The sequence below is a fragment of the Runella sp. R0.1_18 genome (assembly GCF_057652155.1).
Window position 1 is genome coordinate 80978 of the sequence record NZ_JBYFCK010000006.1, and the last position, 24357, is coordinate 105334.

Below are 24357 nucleotides of genomic sequence, written 5' to 3' on the forward strand. Positions count from 1 at the left end.
TACTACCTATACATTTGAGGGGATATGCCCATTGCTGCTGAGTGGCAATGGGCATAATTTTGTACAAAAAAAAATAGGTATGAAATCCATGAAAACAACTCCCCGAAAGCCCAGTGTATGGCGCGCTTTCTCCCTTTCATTCAGTGCTTTAGGCATACTGCTGCTTTGTTTTTCCTGTGAGAGAAACAACATCCAAACTCGAAACCCAGACACACCTAGCCCTCCGTTGCAGTTGCCACATGGTCAACCTATTGGTGAAATTGCCACGGCACAGATAGGTAAAGAGGGAGGCACGCTGACCAGCAAAGATGGAACCATAACGATGGAGGTTCCCGCTGGTGCTGTCGATGCCGCTACGACTTTTAGCGTACAAGAAGTTGAAAATGTTCTCAAATCGAGAAGCAAGTCTTTCAGGTTGCTGCCTGAGAATGTGGACTTCAAAAAGCCTGTAACCCTCATCTATCATTACGATAAAATCTCAATGGAGGGGGCCAATCCCGATATGTTGTTTTTGGCCTACCAAGATAAAGAGGGGAATTTTTATTGGGCAAATAAAACCAAAGGAAATCGTCAAGATAAAACATTGACGGTACAAACGTCGCACTTCAGCGATTGGACTTTTTATTCGCAATATGATTTGTACTCAGAAAACAAACTCCTGAACGGCGAAATAAGCCTTGTGCAGGGAGAGGAAATCGCCATCGAATTGAAAGCAACTCCTCAAGATAACTTTGAAGGGGAATACAGTCAGATACAGCTTCCAGAGGTAAATTATGGCAACGTAATTAAGAAAACAGTCTGGGATTATAGTCCCAAAATAGGCAAATTGATTGTTAATGCAGGGGAGGGCTCTATTGTTTATGAAGCTCCCGCAAAAGTAGATAAGGTGGAACGCGTTTATATCAACGTCACCATCAATGGCAATCTTGGGAAAGATAACCTCGGAAATATCGTGCAGCAAATGCAGATAAGACAGCCCGTGGTTATTAATCCAGATGGGTATTTTATAATAAGCGAAAACGGGAGTGAAATGTCAGCGCTTGATTTTTCGGGCGAATTTATACAGCTAGTTGGTTCGCAGCTTGTCGCTAAATTTCCTAATGGTTATAATCTTTCTTTATATACCTATGACGGAAGCGTGGGAGGGTTTCAATACAATCTTCACGGTACGCCAGGGGCTGCGGTCATTGAGTTGACACAAAGTGAGGGAAAAGGTGGCATGATGGTAATGCGCCCCAAAGACTGTGGAAGTAAAGATACCGAACTCTATTTCTCACCTGGAGCTCTAAACATGAAAGCGGTTCCAAACAGAAAAGGAGAGTATTTTGAGGGGGAGTTTACTGTCACACTTTTTGGGCATGGGTATTGCGAAAAACCTTCAAGTAAAAATCTTTCTGGCAAATTTAGATTTAAAAAGACCATTTAATCAGGCGGTATGCGAAGCAAATACAACCGTTTGATGACGACGGTATTACTACTAACTACTTTTACATACTCAGCAAAAGCTCAGATGTCTGATTCGGTTCAAAGGTACCTTGATACCTGTCTGACTGTACTGAAAAACAACGCCTTGTATGCTCATCGTGTCAATTGGGAGGAAAAAAAAGCAGAGGTTCGAGCAAGGGCCAAAACAAAGGCCGAAGCCTTTGAAGCGCTGAAAGTAGTTTTTACATCACTCGGGGACATGCACGCGGCTTTTTACCATGAGGATAAGTCGTTTAGGCTAGAGAATACAGCACTGCTGGAAAGGTATTCGGATTCACTCAAAGCAGCATGGAAGCGCGGCCCGCAGATTGCCCCCCGAATGATTGATGGGTTTGCCTATTTTGTAGTACCCTATATGGGTGCAAAGGGGCAAAAGCAGATTGACTGGTATGCCAACTGGTTGTATGAGGAAGTTGTAAAACTTCACAAACAACACCCCAAAGGATGGATTATAGACCTCCGTCTAAACAGCGGAGGGAATATTCGGCCTATGCTGGCAGGTTTGGCTCCGTTTTTTAGGGAGGGCGTCATCAGCTACTATATTGGTAAAAATGGAGAATCTAGTGACGAAGCATCAATTAAAAACGGTGATTTTTTGATTGATGGTCAAGTACAGGCGACAATCAAAGACAAGATTGCCCAATTTCCAGCTGCCAAAGTAGCCGTGTTGATAGGGCCAGGCACGGCTAGTTCGGGTGAAATAACCGCCGCCGTTTTTAGCAAACGCACCAACACTCTACTTATTGGGGAGCCTACCGCTGGCCTAGCGAATGCTACCAATGGATTTGTTTTCAACGACAACAAGACTTATTTTCTTGTTTCGACGGCTCGTATTGCCGATGCGTCAAAAGCCGCCTTTCCAGAGACTATCCAACCCGAGATACGTATCCACGGTCAAGAGGCTTTCCAAGCGGTGACGCAGGATGAAATAGTAAAAACAGCCATAGACTGGTTGAGGCAATGAACAATCGCTCAACCGTATTTACAAAACTTTAAAACATTGATATACCATGACAACGTCAAGATTAACAGCATTCTTTTTTTTCTTCGCAGGTTTATTGCTCATGTCCTGCGAGGTTACCCCTATGAATCCCGACAATGCACAACCTTACACGATTAGCGGTACGGTGAAGGATGCCGTTGGCAATCCAATAAGAGGAGCAAGGATTAGAGTCGAAAACCCCAATGGAAACAATATACATTATACAGCCACTACCAACGAGGCGGGCAAGTACAGTGTGACGGTAAGCGCTATTGGAGGGTACAAAATATACGCTTGGAAAGAATCGGTGTTTGAAGATCAAGTCTATCAAATCAGATTGGGAATGGCCAATGAAAGCGATTATGACGCGTTTAATGTCCCCGCAAGCGGTACAACGAAAGATTTTGTTTGGAAATTGAGTGGACGGATTCCTGACAGGGTTGCAAGCAAAGAAAACGGTACGGGATATTTTGGCGGTACCATAAAATTTATCAATTACAACGCCTTTACCGATGAGATGCCCGCAGGAACTGAAGTTTCGGTCTTGTTTACCCCCGTCGCAGAAGCAAAATACCTTGACGGAACATCGGCGGTGGGAAAAACCATTGAGCGTAAATTTACCATCGCCTCAGGGGTTGGCCAGGCGTATTATCTAAATGATATTCCCGCTACAAAATATAAAATCACGATTTCAAGCCTTAAAAACGGAGTCAAGAAAACGGTTCATGTCGCAAGCGGGAGTTCGGATGAGTTTTTGGCCAGTGCGGAGTATTACTTTAAGTCTGAAGGAGGCTCGGGGTCTTATGAAAATGGCTTAATCTCCCCCAATGAATACTATTTTTATCTGATGAGTAAATAGATAAGTAGAGTGTCGATAATAAACTCAGAAAGAGCCTTCCGCTTGGAGGGCTTTATTTTTTGAATAATACCGAAATGAATAGCCTAACAAGTCAAAAAATGAAATTAAAACATGAAAATTTGATTAAAATGTGTTTATTTTGGAATATAAACATTGTAAAGTCGTTTTTTTTTATATCCAAAATAGCTAAATGTAGCAATCGTAATGGGAGCAATCATCATTAATATCGGACTGTGCTTGTGGGCGAGTGTGCTTTGCTTTCGCTTTAAAAAAGACAGCTACCCTTACTATTTAGGGGCTATTTTTGTGATTTTAGGCATTCACCAAGCGTTTTCATTGCTCCCAATCGGTATGATGAAGGGCTTTATGCGCTGGATTCCCGAAACGCTGTTATTATTGATTCCTGTGGCCCTTGTACAGTCGGTTCGGACGGCTTTGGGGCATACAGAAGCGTTTTCGGCCAAGTGGTTGCTGGTGCCAGCGGGCTTGTATGTGAAGGCGTTTTCTTACATGTATGCTGCTGGAATGGTTCAACAGGATAATTTTTACCAAAGCACGTTCTTCTTTACGGCACTCGGAGGTGCTTTTCTGTTTAACGTCGGTACGGCCATATACCTTGAGACTTTGGTATTTCAACATTACGAAATAGCTACCAAAGACAAACTTTTTTATAGTATCCAAGGGTTGATTGGTGGTATATTGACATGTATTTTAATCATGGGAGTTGAGGTCTTTTTTGTTGTACCCCAATATGTCTCTTTAACTGTGGTAGGTTTAATCAGCGCACTGACTATTTTGGCCGTGACAATGGAATGGTTTCAAGCGGGCGTTCCTGCAGTCTCGCTGCCGATTAAAGTTAAAGACGAGCGCTTACACGCCGTTCGCATTGCAAGTGCGACCAATACCCTTAGTCCGAAAAAAGAATTAGCGCCAGAGTTGAGAGAAGAATACGTACAGCGCGTAAAAGAAGCCCTTGAAACCAAAGAATTATATCTAAATGTTAAGTTGTCCCTTAGCGAATTTGCCAAAGAAATTGGCATGAATCCGCACCACTTATCCTACATCATTAACCGCGAATGGGAGCTTAATTTTAATGAACTTCTAAATGTATATCGCATCAACCGTGCCAAGCAGTTGTTGTTAGAACCTGGCAACGAAACAGCTACTATGTTTGCCATTGCGATTGACTCAGGCTTTAATTCGGAGTCGTCGTTCTACACAGTTTTCAAAAGAAACACGGGTCTTTCTCCCAAAAAATTCAAAGATTCCATAAAATCTACTTCAGAATTATAATTTTAGAGTGTTTGTTGCGCATTTGTATGTTCATTTGTACTACATGCTTTACCCGACCTTTGGCCGAAAATTTATGCCCTAAAGCACATTTGTTTCACACGCCATAAGTATGTACTAAAATGAAAATTAATTTTAACATCCAACCATCCGAAAAATGGCTGGATGATCTCGCGAGGCAGTTAGGTACAACTCCCGAAACTGCGACAACATTTACAATGCGTTATGAAGACTCTTTTTTAAGGGTCAACACGGTGCCTTATAACAAAAACTTCGTTCCGTTTGTTGGAAAGTTGGTGACTCAGCAACCACTGGGTTTTTGTAAGGAGAATTTTGGGACAAATGAGTATTGGACACTCCAATTAATCAAGTCGTCTCGAAAACACAAGTTGGAATTAAGAAACGAATCAGGAGAAGTAAGGTTATTTGAATCATATACCTCTGGCGTGTTTTTTAGTTCAAGTATGATAGTCGATTTGGAGCTAGAAGCTAACCAACAAACTACTGTACTGTCGGTAAACTTACACAGAGATTGGCTGTGTGAGCAACTGGGGATTAACGAGTCGGTTGAACCTGATGAAGTTAAGTTACGGGAGTTATTGAGGTCAGAATCGGCGAGTTTTTTGTGCATTAGTAGCTATCCCGATTGGATTGACGATTTGGTTGAACACGTAGGGGCATTCAACTGGAAATTGATGTTGCAGGCAAAGTGTTTGCAGTTAATTGCGGATTTAAGTTCGCAGTTGAAAGGAAAAAAGTCGGTTGTCTGCCAGTTGAATGGGCAAGATTTACAGAAAATTGAGGCTATTGAAGCCCAATTTTTTGGACTAAACATGATTTTGCCCTCCATTGATTTCTTGGCAAAAGAGGCGGGTATGAGTGTCTCAAAATTCAAGAAATGTTTCAAGATTCGTTTTGGTGCATCCCCGTATGAGTACTACTTGAACCTGAAACTAGACGAAGCAAAAAATCAATTGTTGGAAAAAAAGTGGACAATTTCAGAAATAGCGTCGCAGTTGGGCTATACCAGTACGGCCAATTTTGACAAGGCTTTCAAAAAAAGGTTTATGGTCAACCCGTCAACGATGCTACGAAACGCAAGCTAACCTATATTTCATAATCAACCCATTTTCAAAAGTTAATTAAACACACCCATTCTCAATTTTACATCATCATGACAATGAACTTTATGCCAGTAAGGCGCTACAACGAGCTTGAGGCCGATGAACAAGGTCTTAGGAGACTAACGGGGCTTAAAAACGAAGAGTTTTTGGCTTTGTATTATGCTTTTCGCGAAGAATGGCAATTGTATTTCTATTTTTTCACATTTACGGGGCAGCAGCGCCAAAGAAAGCAAATTTCTGTCCGTAAAAACAGCATTTTTAGTGATTCGAGAGATGCACTTTTGTTCGTGTTGACGTACCTCAAAGGAGGTGTTTTACAAGAGGAATTGGCCGAAACCTTTGGGATGGACCAACCAAAAGTAAGCCGATATTTGACGATTACGCAAAAATTATTGTTGCAAGTGATTTTCAAAAACCCGAACATTATTCCTAAATGGAAGCAAAAAAAACTAAGAGATGCTATATTTTCACGCACAAGTACCTACGAAGAAGGAATGGAAGAGTAGAAAAATAAGGCATCTAATACTTTAAAACGCGAACGAATCTAGCTGATTTGTTCGCGTTTTTTCTTGTATTTTTGGCAACAATCTCGCACTTCATTTTACAAACTACTATATGTCTTCCAAAAATACCATCACCACCTCGCTGTTCGATTTATTTAAAGTGGGCCCTGGGCCGTCGAGCTCACATACCATTGGCCCAATGAAAGCTGCGTATCGTTTTTTACAAGACCTCGCCTTGCTCCCCACCAAAATGGCGGAGCGTGCTACCTCGCTCGAAATCCATTTGTACGGCTCCCTAAGCGCCACGGGCAAAGGCCACGGTACCGACCGAGCCATTGTAGGAGGGCTTTTGGGCTGGCAACCGCACACCTGCGACCCCAAAAGTCTGAGTGACTTGATGAAAAAAGAATCCGAACTTTACTACGTTACTTTTCAAGGTGTAGAAGTACCTATTTCGGCGCAGAGTATTGTTTATCATAAAGGTAAAGCCAATTTCCCGCACCCAAATACCATGATTTTGCGGTTGTGTAGCGCGGAAGGAGAGGTGTTGTTGGAAGGGGAATATTACTCGGTAGGAGGGGGATTTATCCAACAAAAAGGGCAATTGCCCGAAGGAGCATCACAAGGCGAGCCCAAGTACCCCTACAGTACGATGGATGAATTAAAAAAACATTTGAAAACACACCAACTGACGCTGGCGCAGTTGATGATTCAAAACGAACAGGCCATTACGGGGGTATCAGAAAAAGAAATAATAAGGAAAATCGACCAGATTTTAGAGTTTATGCACAAGGCTGTCAAACGCGGAATTCGGGCCAAAGGGCTGTTGCCTGGCAGTATTCGCTTGCAGCGGAAAGCAGCTTTATTATACGAAAAAGCCAAACTCCATGCCGCCACAACCGATAGCTTTTTGATGTTTTTAAACGCCTATTGTTTGGCGGCTTCGGAAGAAAATGCCGCTGGAAGTATTGTCGTGACGGCGCCGACTTCGGGGGCATCTGGGGTATTTCCAGGGTTGACGTATTTGATGAAGAACCATTTTCATTACTCGCCTCAAAAGATGCGAGAAGGGATGCTGGCGGCGGCGGCTATTGGTTTTTTGGTCAAACACAATGCCAGTATTTCGGGAGCTGAAATGGGCTGCATGGGTGAAATCGGGACGGCATCGGCCATGGGAGCGGCGATGCTGATGTATGCCTACGGCGGAACAATGGGTCAGGTCGAAGCAGCAGCAGAGATTGGCATTGAGCACCACCTTGGAATGACTTGTGACCCCATTGGTGGTTATGTGCAAATTCCGTGTATTGAGCGCAATGCGATGGGCGCTGCCAAAGCCTACAATGCCTATTTGCTGGCCATGACGATTGACCCCGAAATGCAAAAAATTTCGTTTGATAGCGTCATTAAAGTCATGCGTGCTACGGGGCGTGACATGTCCAAAAAATACAAAGAAACCTCTGAAGCTGGCTTGGCTCTGAGTATGACGGAATGCTAGGTGCGTCAGGTTGCTCACAACCTGACGTTTCTGCGAATGTGGGCGCATACTGAGGTTATGAGTAACCTCAGGCACAATTGCCGTGCGTCAGGTTGCTTACGCCGTGCGTCAGGTTGCTCACAACCTGACGTTGCCGCGAATAAGGTGAGTTTAATTGCGTTTTATTTTGCCGAATTCGCCGATTTGCGTTGATAGATTCCTTTCCATTGGGTGGGTTGGTACAACTCGCCCAACTCAGGAAGGCGTTTGAATAAAACGGGCAAAAGCTTTTCTTTGTCGATGACGTAGGTGGGTGGGTCGGCTTGGAAATTATCAAAAATGCTAATAACGCTTTCGTAGCTGTCTAAGTTATCAAAATCGTAGCGGGCAAGCTCCCAGTTGAGGTACGCCGTTGCAGGAAAATTATCTTTGTATTCGCCCTCATCTTCACCAATCACCAAAATCTTTTGCTGACGAATTTGTTCAGGCAACAATGACGGCTGAATTTTTAGATTTTCCAAACGTGTAGATTCGTTGATACTGAATGCGTTATCAAGAAATGTTGACTGATAGCGAAAGAAAAATAGTATGACAAAAAGACCCAAAAAAAGAACTTCTGCCATCCAGCGACGTTTCATGAGCATAAAAAAGTTGACCGAAAACATGACCAAGGGCGGTATAAACACACAAAACTGCATCGGAGCGATAAAGGGCATTAAGCCAATCGAAATCACGGCAGTGATTGTCCACAACATCATGATTTGGTGAATACGCGTTTGATAGTTGATGAAACGAGGGTAGCTTAATGTTTGAAAAAAGCCCAAGCCAGCTATCAAAAATACCCCTCCCAACACGCCAAGCACACCAACAAAATCGTTGAAATTATAGCGCCGCGTCCGAAAAGCCGAAGTAAGTAAATTCTGGCTTAAATCATCCAGTGCATTACGAAAAAAGTAGAAGAGCAATATAAGTGCTAAAGGGAAAATATATCCAAAAAATGCCAAGGTATGCCGACGAAAAGTAGCGCCCGTATATAAAAGCATGGAAGCAAATGTCCAAAGTGCAAAAAGCCCCATGGGCAAATAAAATAGGGTAGCTACACTCAGGTAAAAGCCCATTTCAAAAACCTCGTCGGTGACCCCTTCGCGCTGCATTTGGCGGATGAGCGTGCCAAAAGCCAGCAAAATAAAGGTCGTACCCATCAGGGCAGGCGACAACGTACTGCAATCGAAAGAGACGTTTAAGAATAAAACGTAGAGAACTCCTGGAACGTAGTTGCGTTCGGTAAAAAGCTGCCGTTCGCTGGAAATGTAATTGAAATAGACTGCCTGAAAAAGAATGAGGACATTGGCAACCGTTCGATGTGCCAAGGGAGAGCGGCCAAAGAGTTCATCCATTCCCCAATAAACTGCTGCCGACAACGGGCTCAAATTGTCCCACACATCGCGATAAAGCATAAACCCTTGTGACATTTTTTCGCCGACAAGCATCCATTGTAGTTCTGGAATCAGCAAATCGGGCGAACTGATGTACAAAGGAACTTGTAGTATCATCAACACAACGATGAAACTCAAGATTTGATAAGGAGCATTAACGCGAAAGAAACTTAACATTGGAGTCGATAGTAGATGGTCGATAGTAGATGGACGATAGTCTATAGTTTAAAACCATGGACTATCGACCATCGACCGTGGACTTCATACTTTATTCCCACTCAATCGTTGCGGGTGGTTTTGACGAAATATCGTAAACAACGCGGTTAACGCCTTTGACACGGTTGATGATTTCGTTGGAAATATCTGCCAAGAAATCGTACGGTAAGTGTGCCCAGTCGGCGGTCATACCATCGACTGACGTAACGGCCCGAAGCGCTACCACGCGCTCGTAGGTACGTTCGTCGCCCATGACACCCACGCTTTGTACGGGTAGGAGCATGGCGCCTGCTTGCCAAACTTGGTCGTAAAGGCCGCGCGTTTTGAGACCATTGATAAAGATGGCATCGACTTCTTGCAAAATGGCTACCTTTTCGGGAGTAATATCACCTAAAATACGAATCGCAAGACCAGGGCCAGGGAATGGGTGGCGCTTGAGAATGTTGTCGGAGATTCCGAGAGTACGCCCAACGTTACGAACCTCGTCTTTGAAGAGCGTATTGAGTGGCTCCACGATTTTAAGTTTCATAAAATCGGGCAGACCACCCACGTTGTGGTGCGACTTGATGGTTGCCGAAGGGCCTTTGACCGAAACCGACTCAATCACGTCGGGGTAAATCGTTCCTTGACCAAGCCATTTTACATCTTCGATGAGGTGGGCTTCTTGGTCAAAAATATCAATGAATGCTTTCCCAATCGCTTTGCGCTTGGCTTCAGGGTCGGTCAAACCTTCTAGCAGACCGTAAAAATGGTCTTTCGAGTTAACCCCCTTGATGTTGAGCCCCATGTCTTGGTAGGAGTGCAAGACACTTTCAAACTCGTCTTTGCGCAACAGCCCATTATCAACAAAAATACAGTAGAGGTTTTTGCCGATGGCATGGTGAACCAGAGACGCTGCCACCGTAGAGTCAACCCCGCCCGACAAAGCCATCACAACTTTATCGTCGCCAAGTTTTTCTTTGAGGTCACGGATGGTGCTTTCTACAAACGACTCAGACGTCCAGTTTTGCGTACATCCACAGATGTCCACCACGAAATTTTTCAAAATCGTTTTACCTTCTGTAGAGTGCGTTACTTCTGGGTGAAACTGAATGCCGTAGGTTTGTTCGCCCGTAAGTTTGAAAGCAGCTACTTTTACCGAATCGGTGGAGCCAATCAATTCAAAATTATCGGGTATTTTGGTAATAGTATCTCCGTGCGACATCCAAACTTGGGTCGTGGGTGATACCGAATCCAACAAAAGTGAATGCTCGGGATGGTTGAGAATGGCACGGCCGTATTCGCGGTGCTTAGAGGCATTTACTTCGCCTCCAAGGGTATGCGCCATAAGCTGGGCACCGTAGCAAACGCCCAACAACGGTAGCTTATTCCGAAATAAATCCAAATCAACGCGCGGCGAATCGACGTCGCGCACGGAGCAGGGACTACCAGAAAGAATGACTCCTTTGATAGCAGGCGTAATTTCGGGGATTTTGTTGAAGGGGTGAATTTCACAGTAAATGTTTAGTTCGCGGACGCGTCGAGCGATGAGTTGGGTATATTGCGAACCAAAATCAAGAATTAGGATCTGTTCGGTCATAGACGTGTTTCTAAGGTGCAAAGGTAAAAAAAACCTAATAAATTGCCCTATGAGAGCATATTTCTTTGTAATTTCGTTAAAAATGTACTACAAATGCCTGTTACCACTTCAATACCATTATCCTCTGCTGAGTACCTTGCTTTGGAACGAGCAAGCACAACGCGGCACGAATATCTTTTTAATACACTTATCGAAATGGCTGGTGCTACTTTAGAACACAATCGAATTGTTAAAAATTTATTTTTATTGGTTGGAAATTATTTGCGCTCGTCCAAATTTGAGATTTTGGGTAGCGACATGCGGGTATTTAACCCTCAAAATGGTAGCTATTTTTATCCAGATATTGTCGTAAGTGATGGCGAGGCACAGACCTTAGAAAATGATAACTTGACGAACCCTATTTTGGTCATAGAAGTGGCTTCGCCTTCTACCGCTGTTTTTGATAAAACCGACAAATTTATTGCTTATCGGACTATTGAGACCTTGAAAGAATACGTGGTAGTTTCTACAGAATTGCCTCAGATAGAGGTTTTTCGCAAAAACGATGCAGGCGAATGGACTATTGAAACCATTCATGGCTTAGATAAGGAGGTTATCTTTCACTCAGTGGCTTGCTCAGTAGCGTTAAAAGAAGTATTTGAAAAGGTATTTTAGGCTTCCACTTCCCCAAAATACCTAACCACGGCTCAAGCTATGAAATTGCTCCACGAGCCAATCTCGTTTTTGTTTGGTTACGGGTACCTGCGCGCCATCGCTCATAAGTAAGTAGCCGCCTTCTTGTTTGACAATTTTCTTTAAAAACTGAGGATTGATGAGGTGCGATTGGTGAACCCGTACAAAACTATTGGCTTCCAATGCCTGTTCCACCTCTTTCAATGTCCGACAAATCATCACTTTTTGGCCATCGTTCATGTAAAAATGCGTGTAACTGGCATCGGCCATGCAACGAATGATGTTGGCAATCTCGATGATTTCGTGGCCTTCGTTGGTCGGGAGGGCTATTTTTTGCGGCGCTTGTTTGGGCGCTGAGTGTTCGTGAAAAAGCTGTATTTGAGGTGGTTGAAGTTGTTTGATGCGTTTTTGCTGCCAACGTCCCAAGGCTTCACGCAAGTCGTGTTCTTCAATGGGCTTTAATAAATAACTCAACGCACTGACCCGAAAAGCCCGAATGGCGTATTGGTCGTAAGCCGTCGTAAAAATCACATCAAAATGGAAATCAGCAAACTGCGCGAGTAAGTCGAAGCCATTGAGGCGGGGCATTTCAATGTCGAGAAAGAGCACGTCAAACGGTGTCATCCGAATAAACTCCACGGCGGCTTCAGGTTGGTTAAATTTGGCGATGACCTGCACGCCCATGTTGAGTCGTTTGAGTTTTAGCTCCAACAATTCCGTTGCGGGTTTTTCGTCGTCAATGAGAATGGCGCGTATCATGGTTGACATTAATTATAAATTATACCCAATCTTCACCAACGTTCCAGTGTGTGTATTTTTCTTCAAATCAACTACTTCGATGGCGAGTTGGTTGGGGTAATTTCGGTTAAATAACTCAATGCGGCGTTGGGTGATTTCCATCCCGTGCGACTTCCGACGCATCGTAGAACGGTTTCGGATTTCGGTCGCTTTTTTTAGACCAATACCGTTGTCTTCAATTTCAAACTCAAGCCGTTGTTCGCTTTTTTGGGTAATCCGAATCGCCAATTTTTTCTCGGGTTCATCGCTGGGCATGAGCCCGTGCCAAATGGCATTTTCAACAAACGGTTGTAACAACAACGGCGGAATCATCACCGACGATGTGTCGATGCTGGAGGCAATTTCTAAACGATATGTAAAATCTTCTCCCAAGCGGGTGGCCTCAATTTCTAAATAATAACTGAGGGCATTCAATTCTTCTTCGAGTGAAATGGCTTCTTCCCGCGAGTGCGACAAAATCATCCTAAGTAATTTAGAAAATTTAGAAAGGTATTGAGTGGCTTTTTGTTCGTCGTTGGCCACAATCAGGTACTCCAACGAATTGAGGCTATTAAACAAAAAATGTGGATTCATCTGTGACCGTAAAGCTAGCATTTCGGTTTCAGCAATGCGTTTTTCGTTGGCAGCCTTGGTTTGAAGTTCTTGAAAATAAGCGCGTTGACTTTCAGTTTTTTCTTTTTCATTTAAACGAAAACGGTGTGCAATAGCCAACGAAAGTACCAAGATTTCCATGACTACAGCAAACGAAAGCGTCAACAAATCATCGACACTGGCGGGTAGTTTAATTCCTTCTAAAATAACGCGCCCCGCCCGCAACCAAGCCAATAAACCAAAAAATCCTAAAACGACATTGGCCCAAATGACGTATGGAACCATGGGCGAACGAACACTCCGCCTTATCCAAAAAAGGGTAAGGATATAAATGGGGAAAGCCACAAAGCGCCCACCCCAAAACGAAATTTGCTGAAAACCAAGGTCGTTGGTGAGGAGCATCACCACCAAGTATAATACGCCGTAGCCTTTTAAGACAAAAGCCAGTCTCAAAAACCACTTTTTCATAGTGGGGTGATTTTTGGACAAGTCAAGTAGCTCTGTCATAAAAAAAAGATATGCCCCAATTCCCCACCATAAGAGCGATTCCATTAGGTGGGTTTTGAGCAACGGCCACTCGCCAAGCGACTGACCTAGCGGGGTGTAAGCGCGCGTTTTGAGCAGAGAAAAAATAAAGCTGCACAAGACGTAAGCGCCGTAATAGGCATAAATTCGGTGGCGGTATTGATAATAAAGCAAGGCTAAAAAAAGCGTAACCAGTGCCAGTGCGCCTTGGATCCAGCTTCGGTACTGAAACTCGGGCATATTGCGGCGGTATTCGTTGAGGACGCGTTCGGCATGGTATTCGGGCTTTTGGAGTTGTAGCCCCCACGAGGGTTTGGGTGTAGTAAAGTCAGTCCAAAAAGGCAGTGCTGCCTGTTCATGGGCGATGCGGCTCACGACCGTAAATGTGGTACGAGCAGGAATATTGAACAAAACATAGGTGTCCGAATAAGGTACAGCCCACGCTGAGGTGCGTATCATGGAGCCGCTTGTGGTAGAATGCCACTGCTCGTGTTGGGCATAAAAAAGCGTCACCCGTTGGTTGGCATTGGTGAGATAAACGTAAAACGTCTGCGTGGTGTCGGTATCGTTGGTCAAAAAAAAGCGAAGCCAATGCGAGCGTTGGGCAAAGGTAGGTGTTTGAGCCGTAAGCCGTTGCCAACGTTGAGGCTGTTGTAGCAAAAGTTGAAGAGAATCTTTGCCGCTGTTGAGCGAACTGGTCGTGCAGTAAGCGATGTCATACAGCATCGTACGGTCAGCGATGTGGCTGACATAGAGGGTGTCGGATTTGCCCCAAAGTGGCAAGCCCATAACAAACAACACCCAAAATACGAACCGACGATACATAGTGGCAGAGCGAATCAATTGATACCTTCAAAGAAAGACAAATTTTCTCCAATCTCCTTTTATTACTCTATATAGGTAGGATTTGAGTTGATTAAGCCTCGGTCTGAATCAATGGGCTTTGAAAACGGAAATTATTGATTGAAATGGCGGTTTGATAAAGCGAAAAACGTGGTGTATGAAATGAAGCGAAAGGGTATAAAGGAGATTGCCCAACTTTGGGCTCATCAGATTTCTATTCAAACACGTACACACTATGGTAATCAACGTAGTTTTCAAAGTTCGAGGAATAAGCCTGAGCATTTTCTTGGGTATGATGCTGGCGGTTTCGGCCACGGCGCAAATTCGTGTGGAAGACCCAAAAAAAACAGCTGAACGGAGTGTAGAAGGACGAGTAAATAGCCGCATTGACCAAGGTATTAATAAAGGTCTCGATAAAGTTGAAGAGGGGATTGGTAACATCTTCAAAAAGAAAAACAAAGGAGAAAAAGACCAAAAAACCAAAGGAAAGACCTCAAAAGGCAACGACGAGCAGCAGCAAGAAGATAGCGGCGATGCAAAAGATACTCAATCTGACGAACAATCAGAAAAAGGCGTTCAAAAAACCTCTAAACAAACTCCCCCATCGGGGGCAGGGGGGCTGGCGATGAAGGCGTACTCTAAATTTGATTTTGTGCCAGGTGAAAAAATAGTCGCTACTGAAGATTTTTCGCAAGATGCCGTAGGCGACTTTCCCGCCAAATGGAATACCAATGCCAGTGGGGAAGTAGTAACGATGGAAGGGACGAAATTTTTGCAGTTTGCCAAAAGCGGCATTTATTACCCTGAGTTTGTGAAAGAACTCCCCGAAAACTTTACGATGGAGTTTGACATGCTGGCTTCCGAAGACTTGAGCGTCAATATGTCGGGTCTGAAGGTTTTCTTCCCCGTGTTAAATGAACGAAAACTGACCTTCGACCAAAATTTTAACTCATCAGCCCAAGCAGGGATTGATATTCACCCTACTGCCAGCGAAGAAAGCAGCAGTAGCAGTGTTTGGGTATTCGACAAAAACAGTGAGAAAATTGTAGAAAATACCAATCGCTTGACTTGGAAAACCAATGTGGCCAACCGCGTGTCGATCTGGAAACAGAAAACCCGTTTGCGCATTTACGTAAACGAAACTAAGATTTGGGACTTACCCAAAGCCTTTGACGCTTCCCTCAAGTACTCAATGCTTTTTGCGACCAGTATTTTTGAAGGTACAGTGTATTTGAGCAACCTACGCGTGGCAGTAGGTGCGCCTGATACCCGTTCCAAGCTCATTACTGAAGGTAAATTTAGCACGACGGGGATATTGTTTGACGTCAATTCTGACAAAATCAAGCCCGAATCGTACGGTGTTTTAAAAGAATTAGGAACGGTACTAAAAGAAAACGCCACCGTCAAAGTCCGCATCATTGGGCATACCGATTCCGACGGCGAAGATGCCAAAAACTTAGACTTGTCGAAACGCCGAGCAGCATCGGTGAAAAATGCCCTTCAAAGTGAATTTGGCATTGAGGCATCGCGCATGGAAACCGACGGCAAAGGTGAGGCGCAGCCCGTAGCGCCAAACACAACTGCTGAAGGAAAAGCAAACAACCGCCGCGTGGAGTTTGTCAAACTGTAACAGGCTGAATGTTAATGAAAAATCTCTTTAAAATTCAGTCTGCCTGCTGGGGTATATTACTCGCTTTGGGAATGCAGAAAATACATGCTCAAAGTGTGGTCATTAGTCCTTCCAATAGCACGTTTTTACAAAATAGCCTTACGGATTCGGTCGTCATTCGTGGAAAAAGCTCCGTGCCTTTGACCCTACAAAGTGATCAGAGTTTTATCATGTTACCACTTTTTACCAAAAACAACACGTTTGTTGGAGGGATGTATGGGAAAGATAAATTGCTGAAAATTTGGGGATACCAAGGCTTAGAGTTTCAACTTGACGATATTTCAGCCGCTCATTTTGAATTTGGGCGCTTCTTTGTGGGAGAATTTGGTAAAGCCAAAGCCGCACTGGACGTCGAGGGTACCAATGGTATCGGGACAATCCGTTCCAGAGAATTGGATTTTAACCAAACAACTGACAGCGAACGGCGGCCTGTTTTTGCGGATAAAGATGGTATTTTGAGGGTTTCCAATACGTCAAATTACTACCAAAGTTACAATTTTAGCAGCGTTCAGGCGCAAGATTGGGACGACCAACTTCGCAAGGGGAGTGGCTATGCGTGGTTTAATTCGACTACTTCGGGTAAAACCATGTATTTGCCACTAAACCTCCCCGATGGCGTGGTGATTACCAACGTGAGAATGTACGTTTGGGACAATTCGGCCTCTAATATCTCTTTTGTATTTAATAAAAACACGCACACGACCAACGTGTTTACGACCATCGCCTCGGCCCAGACCTCTACGAATGTGGCCTCGATAGGAAGCGTGACCGCATCGGTGACAGAAACGGTGGACAACCAGAATAACTCCTATTATGTCAATATCTCGTCGGTTGGAAACTGGACGGGCGAGACCCTCAAGTTTCACAGCTTTGTCGTGACTTACCAGCACCGATAAACCATTTCTATACTAACACAACTTAAAATTTTATGAAAAAACTCATTGTTTTCTTCTGTTTGTTGGCAGTGCTGTCCTGTAAAAAAGGGGCTTTAGACCCAACGGGTACTACCTGCGAAAAAGCTTCGGCTGAATATGAAAAAGTAATCACAGCTTGGTCGCAAGACATCAATAACAAAGCAAAATGTGAAGCTGTCAAAAAATCGTTGACCGACATTATTCAGTCGTGTAGCGTTTATACAGCTGCCCAGCGCAAAGTATATGAAGATCAAATCAAAGACATTGATTGCGACTAAAGCCATGAAAAAAACAATCATTCTGCCTGTTATGGTGGCTTTTGCCATGACAGCCTGCAACAATACGACGGCTAACAATACTGAAAAAAGTGCCAGTGAAGCGCCAAAAACTGAGGCCATTGCTACTGCTGGAAATGCTGATTGCCTCAAATCACACGCTGATAAAGGGACGCTCGACCAGCTCCTTCCGCTTAATGTCATTAAAAAACATTACAACGTTCCTGCGCAGGCAAAGCAAAAGTATAGCTACCGTGCTGAGGCAAAAAAGCACGACAAAGACACCTACGAATACACTTGGGATAGTGATAGGGTTCGTAAAATGAAAATAGCGGGCCGAGAAGTGGAATATCCTTCGTCGAATCGAATAGGACTCAGATGGGTAGGAAGTGACTTGTTTACAATCATGGGAAAACCCACTCCACTGGAGAGCTTTAAGGCTTTTTATCGAAATACGACCGCCGCTGAAAAAGAAGCTGCTTTCAAAAAAGCAGGCGAGTCGATGAAAGAAAAAGGTTATGATGCCAAAACCACCGAAACTGCTACCAATATGGCCAAAGACTTGTCGGGCGACGACATCACGTTTAAGGACATCACTGGGGTAGGCGATGCGGCCTCTTGGCGTATCAAAGAAAAAGAACTCACGGTCTTGGTCGGTAAAATCACTTTTCAAGTGAGTGTAGAAGTGAGCAATAATGATGATGAAAACATCGAGTTAGCCAAAAAACTGGCCGCCGAAGTGCTTGCTAAGTGTAAATAAAAAAACGTTTGTCCAATGAAAAAAATCCTTTTCTTACTTATTTTCTTTTGCTCATATCAGCTTCTAGCTCAAGAGTGTTCGGAATATTTCAAACTCTCGAAAGGGATGAAAATTGAAATGGTTAGTTATGACAAAAAAGACAAGCCCGTTGCTACCGTGAAAACGGAAGTAGTAGATATGAAGCCTGTCAATGGCGGTATGTTGCTAGTGTTAGACTCTCAAACATTTGATACCAAAGGACGACTTTTGGCAAAAGGGCAAGCTTCTGGCAAATGCAATAAAGGCGATTATATCACAGATGTGCGCAATATCAGCAGTGATATGATTCCAAAGGCTGCCGATATAAAAGTAAATATTGACGGCGATAAAATGGTGTATCCTGCAGGCATGAAAGTAGGGGATAAGCTCCCCGATGCGGCCATAAATATTACTTCCACACTGGCAAGCGGTATGAACCTAATGAGTATCAGTGCAACAATTGCCAATCGAAAAGTAGAAAGCCTTGAAACCGTGGAAACACCCGCTGGAAAGTTTGACTGTCTGAAAATTACGTACGCTATGAATACCAAAATGAAGCTCCTCGGAAGTAAGTCGATGATCTGCACTGAGTACTTAGCGAAGGGAGTTGGGGTGGTAAAACAGGAGCAATTTGACGAAAAAGGCAAAAAACAATCCTCTATGATGCTCACTAAGTTGGAAAAGTAATATCGAAGACGAAACGTTATCTAACAACCATTCATTATGAAAACAAATTCCTTGATTATGCTCTCGCTTTTGGCGATTGTGGCTTTATTTAGTGCCTGTAAATCAACTACTTCTGATAAAAATGATCCAACGCCATCGGGTACGAATGCCTTTACGGCAACCGTCGATGGTAAAAGTTGGAAAGCCAATACCGCAAGCGGCGGAGTGGCTGTGGTTGGCGGTCTGCTGACGATTGTAGGAAAAATAGATGATGCCAACGAAATTTCGATTCAGATGGTGGGCAAAGACATCCAAACTGGGGTGGATTATTTGTTTGAGATTCCCGCCAATGAAACCAACAAAAATGCTAATCTACTTTATAAAAGGCAAAATAGTCCCTTGTTTGCTAAAAGTGGAAAAGTACGATTTACCACTTTTACAAATAAAAAAATAGAAGGAACATTTGACGCCCAAGTGAGTGATTTTGTCAATGCCAACGCCGAGATACAGTCGGGTACGTTTGTGATTAATTTATAATTCAAATTCGGATAAGCCATGAACGCAAAGCAGCTCGTTTGGTTATTGGTCGTGTTTTTGGGATTGTATGTTGAGGCTTTGGCGCAGCAAAAACCGTCAAAGCAACAGCAGGCCGAACTTGATAAAGCAATAAAAGAAGCCGAAGCCGAAATGGCCAAGCTCAAAGACCCTGCCTATATCAATAAGATGTTCGATGACCAAATCAAAGAACTCAAAGCGAAGGGACAAGCCACGCCTGAGTTGTTGAGAGAATTTGAAAAAGCGCGGGCTGAAATGCTTAAAATGGCCAAAGGGGGCGGTGTAGCTGCCCCTTCTCAACCCGAAGAACCCAACGAACCAACCGAAACAGCTCCGATTACCCCCAAGTCAGAAGAACAGCCTGTGCCTACCAACTTTGACGAAGTAGAAAGTCCGTATTCAAAAGTCCCTTCGTCGTTTCAGTTTTATCGGGAGAGTGAGGTGACGGTTGAAACCTTTGCGGAGTTTATGCAAAAAAAGTACGGTGTCCAGTTGCAAAAGCAACAGACAATTGCGTTGCCAACAGGCTTAAAAATTACGACTTTTCAGCAGTTTGTCGGAGAATATCCCGTTTTTGGGGCTTATTTTAAAGTAAGACACGAGACAAACGGAAAAGCCCTTGCGGCTTCAGGCGATGCTTTTGATAAATCGCGTTGGCCTGAATTTTTGGGGAAAATTATTGATGAAAATCAAATTTTTCAAAAGTTACCCAAAGAGGCTAAAATCACTGCTCCTATCTACGAAAATTTAATCATTGTTCCTCAGCACTTGAACGTAGCTAGCCAAAAGTTGCGTCTTGCACACCAAATTATTTCAGGTAAAACAAGGTACTATTTAGATGCGTATCGAGGGGATATTGTACGTAGTGAGTCGCTCATTTTAGAATGCTTTGATTCACACAAGATTACTCGTAAAGAAGAAAAAAAGCCGACGATTACGACAATGCAAACGTACCATTATGGACCTCAAAACATCGAAATTCACGTCAATAACGATTCGGCTAAATACATTTTAGTATCACACAAGGAACCGTTTGTGTCGGTTTATGATACGGCCAAATGGGTTGTCAATTACCCTACTACCAAATGGATTGATCCGCGCCTCACCAAAGAAGGGCTTGCGGATGCGGCTTTTGTGGGAAAAAAGACGATCGACTACTACAAAACACAGTTAGGACGTAACAGTTTTGACGACCAAGGTTCGATGCTTGTAATACGTCGGGCTTACGATGAAGATGGTAACTTAAAGGAAGGGGCTTTTTGGGAAGTTGAAAAAAAACGTATTGGTTTTGGCAATTATGGTGATAAACCCTTGGTCACGTTGGAGGTGATTGGACATGAATTTACCCATGGAGTTGTACGCTCGGGAATGGCAGATTTTGTAGGAGAAGGAGAGCCTGGCTCACTCAATGAGGCCGTCGCCGATATGTTGGGTATTGCCATAAAACATTGGGGATATCCCGCTACGCCTGATTGGGTGATTGCGCCGTATGTCTTACCTAACGGTATCCGAAACCTAAAATGGCCAAAATCAACCTTCCAAACTAGAACTTCTCTTCCGCATCCTGATACTTACGAAGGGAAGTATTGGCAAGATACGAATGGTTGTGTAGCAGAAAAAAAGAACGGTAATTGTTGGGTTCATAACAACAGCACGGTTGCTTCGCACTGGTTTTATTTGTTGTCGGAAGGTGGAAAAGGCACCAACGACCACAATCAGCCTTACAACATCCAAAAAGGTATTGGCATCCAAAAAGCGGCTAAATTGGTCTATCAAACTCTTTTTAGCCTGACTCCCTACACCAATTTTGAGCGTTTTGCGGAAGCTACCGTCAAAACGGCCGAGCAGATGTTTGGGAAATGTGCCAACGAAACGCACAGCGTCAAGCACGCGTGGTATGCCGTGGGCGTGTTTGAGGATGCCCCCGCTCGCTGTATGAATCTTACGTTTGACTGGACGTATGATCCCGAACCTGACAAAGCCATTCGATTTTATGTAAAGGGCGATAGCATCGTATCGGTGGCGCGAACGGAAGAAGGTTGGGTGAAGACGTACAGTGAGCGACATAGCGCGTTTATGCACATTGTTTCTAAAGACGAAGAGGGGGTAAAAAACCTTACTGTACCTAAAAATTGGGCAGGGACTGTTCATAACATGCTGGAGGAATATGGGCCTTTGGGTGAAAAAGCAGCGGAAGATGCCATAGAGGGCATCAAAGCACAACTTCGTGATCCTTCCACCCCAGCGGATAGAAAGGCAGAACTTAGTAAAATACTTCCTGACTTAGAAAAACACCTAGCAGAAGGCCGCAAAACGGCCAACGAAACCAAGAAAAATCTCAAAGAATTGAGCGATGGAACGCACCTGACCAGCGAAAAGGCGTTTTGGGGAGGGCGAAAAGGAAAGCGAGAATTTGACAAAGAAAACATCAAAGGTAGTTATCTATACCAAGGGAAATATTTGGCAAAACGCTATGTACTCAATGGAGGGATTAGCTGGGAATCCACCACCGAAATACCGCTTCATTTATCAGATTTAGGGTTATTTGTGCCGCTCGGTACGGGACAATTGCGAATGGGAGTCGATTATTTCATGCGAGGTTTTCCGCTAAAGATGTTCAGTGGAGTAAGCGTCCGAAATATCAAAGAAACTATCCCTACCAATTTTAACGCCCTTTTTTCTTCAAGCCCCGTTTTTAACTGATGAAAACCTCATATTTCTCTTTTTTTCTGTTCTTGTTACTTGGAGTTACTTGCGCAGCTTTTGCCCAAAAAACGTTGAAATTTACCGAGCAACTCACTTATTCTTACCAAAAAGAGGGGCAAAAGAAAGAGTTCAGCGTTTACCTTGACCGCAAAACTTCTACTTGGCTCTTTACCAATGCGGATAGTTTTGATGGCGTAGCCGATGGGATAGAGTTTGTCGTCGCCTATCCCAATGGGAAGTACCTTGTGTGTGGCATAGACGATGTTAATCAAAAATTTTGTCAAACGTTCGACGCGCCACTTGCCCGAAAAAACATACCGAAAGTCAGTGGAAAAACATTGGGGAAAACCCAAGTCTTTGGTCAAAACAACTACGGCTGGCCTACGCTCAAAGCGCAACTCTACCAAATCAATGCAGGCCGAATGACCCAAGAAGTGTTTTTATCCACGGTGCCGTTTGACTGCCGTCCGCTCTATGCCTACAATTTTTTGTTAGGAATTGAGCATTATTTGCCCATTTTTAATCAGATAGACTATCCAAGTTATTTGCCAAAAAATCAATTGATTACCTCCGACGGGGCTTTCAAGTTGGTAAGTCTTTCGCCCACCGAATACTTTATTGATTTGAAACAGTACAAGACGATACCTACCAAAAAATAGAAGATTTCATCACTTTTCTCTCATCACTTATCACTCATCTCATCTCTTCATTTTGGAATGTAGCTTCAAAAAGGGTTAATTTTGGGGCTTTATTTATCCAAGAATATGAAAAAAGACATTGAATTTACTCCAGTTGAGGGAGTTGTGGTGACCATTGCCCGCCGTATCAACGAGCTAAATGAAGCTGAATGGGGCGTATATTTGATAAATCAGAATGAAACCACCATCACCAACGTTTTTGTAACCTCAAGAGGGTATTCGGGGGACGATGCCAAATCGAAAGCTGACCAAGAGCGTACCTCTACCTTACGCCATTTTTTTACGGAAATCGGGGCGGGGCAATGGGTGCAAGTAGAGACCATTATGCCCGATGTTTTTCATCTCAATAATGAATATTGGGTGAGTTTTTACGTAGGAAGTAAGATTTTTGACAAAAAATTCATCTTCGTTCCCGACAGCATTATTGAAGAAAATCTCCGACCGATTCCCGAGCTTGGTCTCGACGGGGTGTTACACGTATAAAACCTTCGGGAAGTTCCAAGCTTCCCGAAGGTTAGTTTACTTTCTACGAATTTTCTCAAATTCTTTGACCAGGTTTCCCGCCACAATGTTGATGTCGTAAAGCTCCCATACCATTTCTTTGGCGTTTTTGGCTAGTATTTGACAATATTTAGGGGTTTGGAGCATTGTTTCTAATCCGTAATGAACATCTTCAACGGTGAGGGGGGCTTCGTGGGCAGCATTATATTTGTTTACAGTTCCGTCAAACCCAATGCGGTCTGAAACAAGCGAAGGTACCCCCGCCGTCATGGCTTCTAAAGCCGCTATTGAAAAGCCTTCGGAGTAGGAGGGAAGCGTAAAAATGTCGGCATCGGCCAGGGCTGCTTTTTTGGTTTCTCCCGTCAACATGCCCACCATAATCATTTTGTCCTGTAGCTGATTTTCGGCAATAAATCGCTCCGTTTCGGCCTGATAACCATCGTCGGGGCCTGCTAAAATCAGTAAGGCATCGTTATGTTTTTCGGTATATTTTTTAAATGCAGGTAGTAACAAATCCAAGCCTTTTTTGATGTTCAAGCGCCCCATAAACAAAACCAATTTTTTATCAGCTGGTAAGTTAAATTGGTTTCGGAACGTTCCCTTTGGGGGCAATTGTGCCAATTCATCCAACTGCATACCGTTGGGGATAATGGCGACGTTGGGATGCTGAAAACCTAAGAACTGGTGCAGGTCGTTGAGTTCGTCGTGGTTGTTAATCTGAATCAATTGTGCTTTTTTCAAAAAACGTTTTTGGAACAGGATTCCAAATAACTTCTTTTTCCAATAGCCGTGATTTATTGCCCACTTGTCGAGCAACCCGTGGATGGTAATGGCTTTGGGCGTATTGTTTTTAAACAAAAACGGCGCGACACTCCCAAAATGCCAAATTCCGTGGCAATGCACGACATCGTATTCGTGGATGTGTTTGCGAAGGTAGTCCCAAGCTTCAAGTGAGAATTCGGGAAAAAATCTGCTGATGGGCGTCGTACGTTTACAGACAATGACGCGAGCACCCTCGGGAGCAGGATAAACCTTGTCGCCTGGGGTAATCGGGCTTAAAATATCCACTTCGTGACCAAGTTTGAGTACCACCGTGGTATGGTCGTAAATGATTCGGGCAGGGCCACCAATCGCCCAAGTATAAGCGCAAATATTCAAGATTCTCATGCGGCAAAGATACAAACGAATCGCGGAGTTTTTTGGCACACTCTTTGTGAG

At 43.8% G+C, this 24357-nt stretch carries 22 protein-coding genes; 17 read left to right on the plus strand and 5 right to left on the minus strand.

The window, feature by feature from the left end:
- Nucleotides 1-79: 79 nt before the first annotated feature.
- The 7 genes from AC23P2_RS12605 to AC23P2_RS12635 all read left to right on the plus strand — a co-directional run bounded on the left by AC23P2_RS12605 (nt 80) and on the right by AC23P2_RS12635 (nt 7738).
- A complete protein-coding gene (locus AC23P2_RS12605; protein WP_487773526.1) occupies nt 80-1426 on the plus strand; it encodes a hypothetical protein in 1347 nt (448 codons plus the stop codon).
- A 9-nt stretch (nt 1427-1435) separates the two neighbouring features.
- Entirely contained in the window at nt 1436-2449 is a 1014-nt protein-coding gene (locus AC23P2_RS12610) for a S41 family peptidase (RefSeq protein WP_487773527.1), read from the plus strand.
- Nucleotides 2450-2495: 46 nt separating this feature from the next.
- A complete protein-coding gene (locus tag AC23P2_RS12615) occupies nt 2496-3326 on the plus strand; it encodes a carboxypeptidase-like regulatory domain-containing protein (protein WP_487773528.1) in 831 nt (276 codons plus the stop codon).
- A 204-nt stretch (nt 3327-3530) separates the two neighbouring features.
- A complete protein-coding gene (locus AC23P2_RS12620) occupies nt 3531-4619 on the plus strand; it encodes a helix-turn-helix domain-containing protein (protein ID WP_487773529.1) in 1089 nt (362 codons plus the stop codon).
- 119 nt (nt 4620-4738) lie between these two features.
- Nucleotides 4739-5722 (plus strand): helix-turn-helix domain-containing protein, encoded by a 984-nt coding sequence (locus AC23P2_RS12625; RefSeq protein ID WP_487773530.1) that lies wholly within the window; start codon nt 4739-4741, stop codon nt 5720-5722.
- Between the two features lie 68 nt (nt 5723-5790).
- The gene (locus AC23P2_RS12630) at nt 5791-6246 is read left to right on the plus strand and encodes a transposase family protein (protein WP_084332128.1); all 456 of its coding nucleotides are present in this window, start codon (nt 5791-5793) and stop codon (nt 6244-6246) included.
- Between the two features lie 109 nt (nt 6247-6355).
- Complete coding sequence (locus AC23P2_RS12635; RefSeq protein ID WP_487773531.1) at nt 6356-7738, plus strand: L-serine ammonia-lyase; 1383 nt, start codon at nt 6356-6358, stop codon at nt 7736-7738.
- Between the two features lie 161 nt (nt 7739-7899).
- Here the strand turns inward: AC23P2_RS12635 and AC23P2_RS12640 are convergent, their stop codons facing one another.
- Both AC23P2_RS12640 and guaA read right to left on the minus strand, forming a co-directional pair.
- Entirely contained in the window at nt 7900-9330 is a 1431-nt protein-coding gene (locus AC23P2_RS12640) for a hypothetical protein (protein ID WP_487773532.1), read from the minus strand.
- Nucleotides 9331-9421: 91 nt separating this feature from the next.
- A complete protein-coding gene (guaA, locus tag AC23P2_RS12645; protein WP_487773533.1) occupies nt 9422-10948 on the minus strand; it encodes a glutamine-hydrolyzing GMP synthase in 1527 nt (508 codons plus the stop codon).
- Between the two features lie 93 nt (nt 10949-11041).
- Between guaA and AC23P2_RS12650 the strand changes: the two genes are divergently transcribed.
- Nucleotides 11042-11602 (plus strand): Uma2 family endonuclease, encoded by a 561-nt coding sequence (locus tag AC23P2_RS12650; RefSeq protein ID WP_487773534.1) that lies wholly within the window; start codon nt 11042-11044, stop codon nt 11600-11602.
- A 21-nt stretch (nt 11603-11623) separates the two neighbouring features.
- Here the strand turns inward: AC23P2_RS12650 and AC23P2_RS12655 are convergent, their stop codons facing one another.
- Nucleotides 11624-12379 carry a LytR/AlgR family response regulator transcription factor gene (locus AC23P2_RS12655; protein ID WP_487773535.1) on the minus strand — a complete coding sequence of 252 codons (756 nt, stop codon included), beginning with the start codon at nt 12377-12379 and terminating at the stop codon, nt 11624-11626.
- Nucleotides 12380-12391: 12 nt separating this feature from the next.
- Nucleotides 12392-14359, minus strand: a complete 1968-nt coding sequence (locus AC23P2_RS12660; RefSeq protein WP_487773536.1) for a histidine kinase — start codon at nt 14357-14359, stop codon at nt 12392-12394.
- 253 nt (nt 14360-14612) lie between these two features.
- Here AC23P2_RS12660 and AC23P2_RS12665 point away from each other — a divergent pair, with 253 nt between their 5' ends.
- The 9 genes from AC23P2_RS12665 (at nt 14613) to AC23P2_RS12705 (ending at nt 23121) form a co-directional block, all read left to right on the plus strand.
- The gene (locus tag AC23P2_RS12665; protein WP_487773537.1) at nt 14613-16007 is read left to right on the plus strand and encodes an OmpA family protein; all 1395 of its coding nucleotides are present in this window, start codon (nt 14613-14615) and stop codon (nt 16005-16007) included.
- A 71-nt stretch (nt 16008-16078) separates the two neighbouring features.
- Nucleotides 16079-16942 (plus strand): hypothetical protein, encoded by an 864-nt coding sequence (locus AC23P2_RS12670; RefSeq protein ID WP_487773538.1) that lies wholly within the window; start codon nt 16079-16081, stop codon nt 16940-16942.
- 32 nt (nt 16943-16974) lie between these two features.
- Nucleotides 16975-17238 (plus strand): hypothetical protein, encoded by a 264-nt coding sequence (locus tag AC23P2_RS12675; protein ID WP_487773539.1) that lies wholly within the window; start codon nt 16975-16977, stop codon nt 17236-17238.
- A gap of 4 nt (nt 17239-17242) precedes the next feature.
- Nucleotides 17243-17995: a hypothetical protein gene (locus AC23P2_RS12680; protein ID WP_487773540.1), complete on the plus strand. Its 753-nt coding sequence runs from the start codon at nt 17243-17245 to the stop codon at nt 17993-17995.
- Between the two features lie 15 nt (nt 17996-18010).
- Nucleotides 18011-18700 carry a TapB family protein gene (locus AC23P2_RS12685; RefSeq protein ID WP_487773541.1) on the plus strand — a complete coding sequence of 230 codons (690 nt, stop codon included), beginning with the start codon at nt 18011-18013 and terminating at the stop codon, nt 18698-18700.
- Between the two features lie 36 nt (nt 18701-18736).
- Nucleotides 18737-19216, plus strand: coding sequence for a hypothetical protein (locus AC23P2_RS12690; protein ID WP_487773542.1), 480 nt, complete (start codon nt 18737-18739; stop codon nt 19214-19216).
- Nucleotides 19217-19234: 18 nt separating this feature from the next.
- Nucleotides 19235-21937 (plus strand): M4 family metallopeptidase, encoded by a 2703-nt coding sequence (locus tag AC23P2_RS12695; RefSeq protein WP_487773543.1) that lies wholly within the window; start codon nt 19235-19237, stop codon nt 21935-21937.
- Nucleotides 21937-22599, plus strand: coding sequence for a hypothetical protein (locus AC23P2_RS12700; protein WP_487773544.1), 663 nt, complete (start codon nt 21937-21939; stop codon nt 22597-22599). Before AC23P2_RS12695 ends, AC23P2_RS12700 begins: the two co-directional genes overlap by 1 nt.
- Before the next feature lie 105 nt (nt 22600-22704).
- Entirely contained in the window at nt 22705-23121 is a 417-nt protein-coding gene (locus tag AC23P2_RS12705; RefSeq protein WP_487773545.1) for a hypothetical protein, read from the plus strand.
- Between the two features lie 36 nt (nt 23122-23157).
- Here the strand turns inward: AC23P2_RS12705 and AC23P2_RS12710 are convergent, their stop codons facing one another.
- The gene (locus AC23P2_RS12710) at nt 23158-24306 is read right to left on the minus strand and encodes a glycosyltransferase (protein ID WP_487773546.1); all 1149 of its coding nucleotides are present in this window, start codon (nt 24304-24306) and stop codon (nt 23158-23160) included.
- Between the last annotated feature and the right edge of the window lie 51 nt (nt 24307-24357).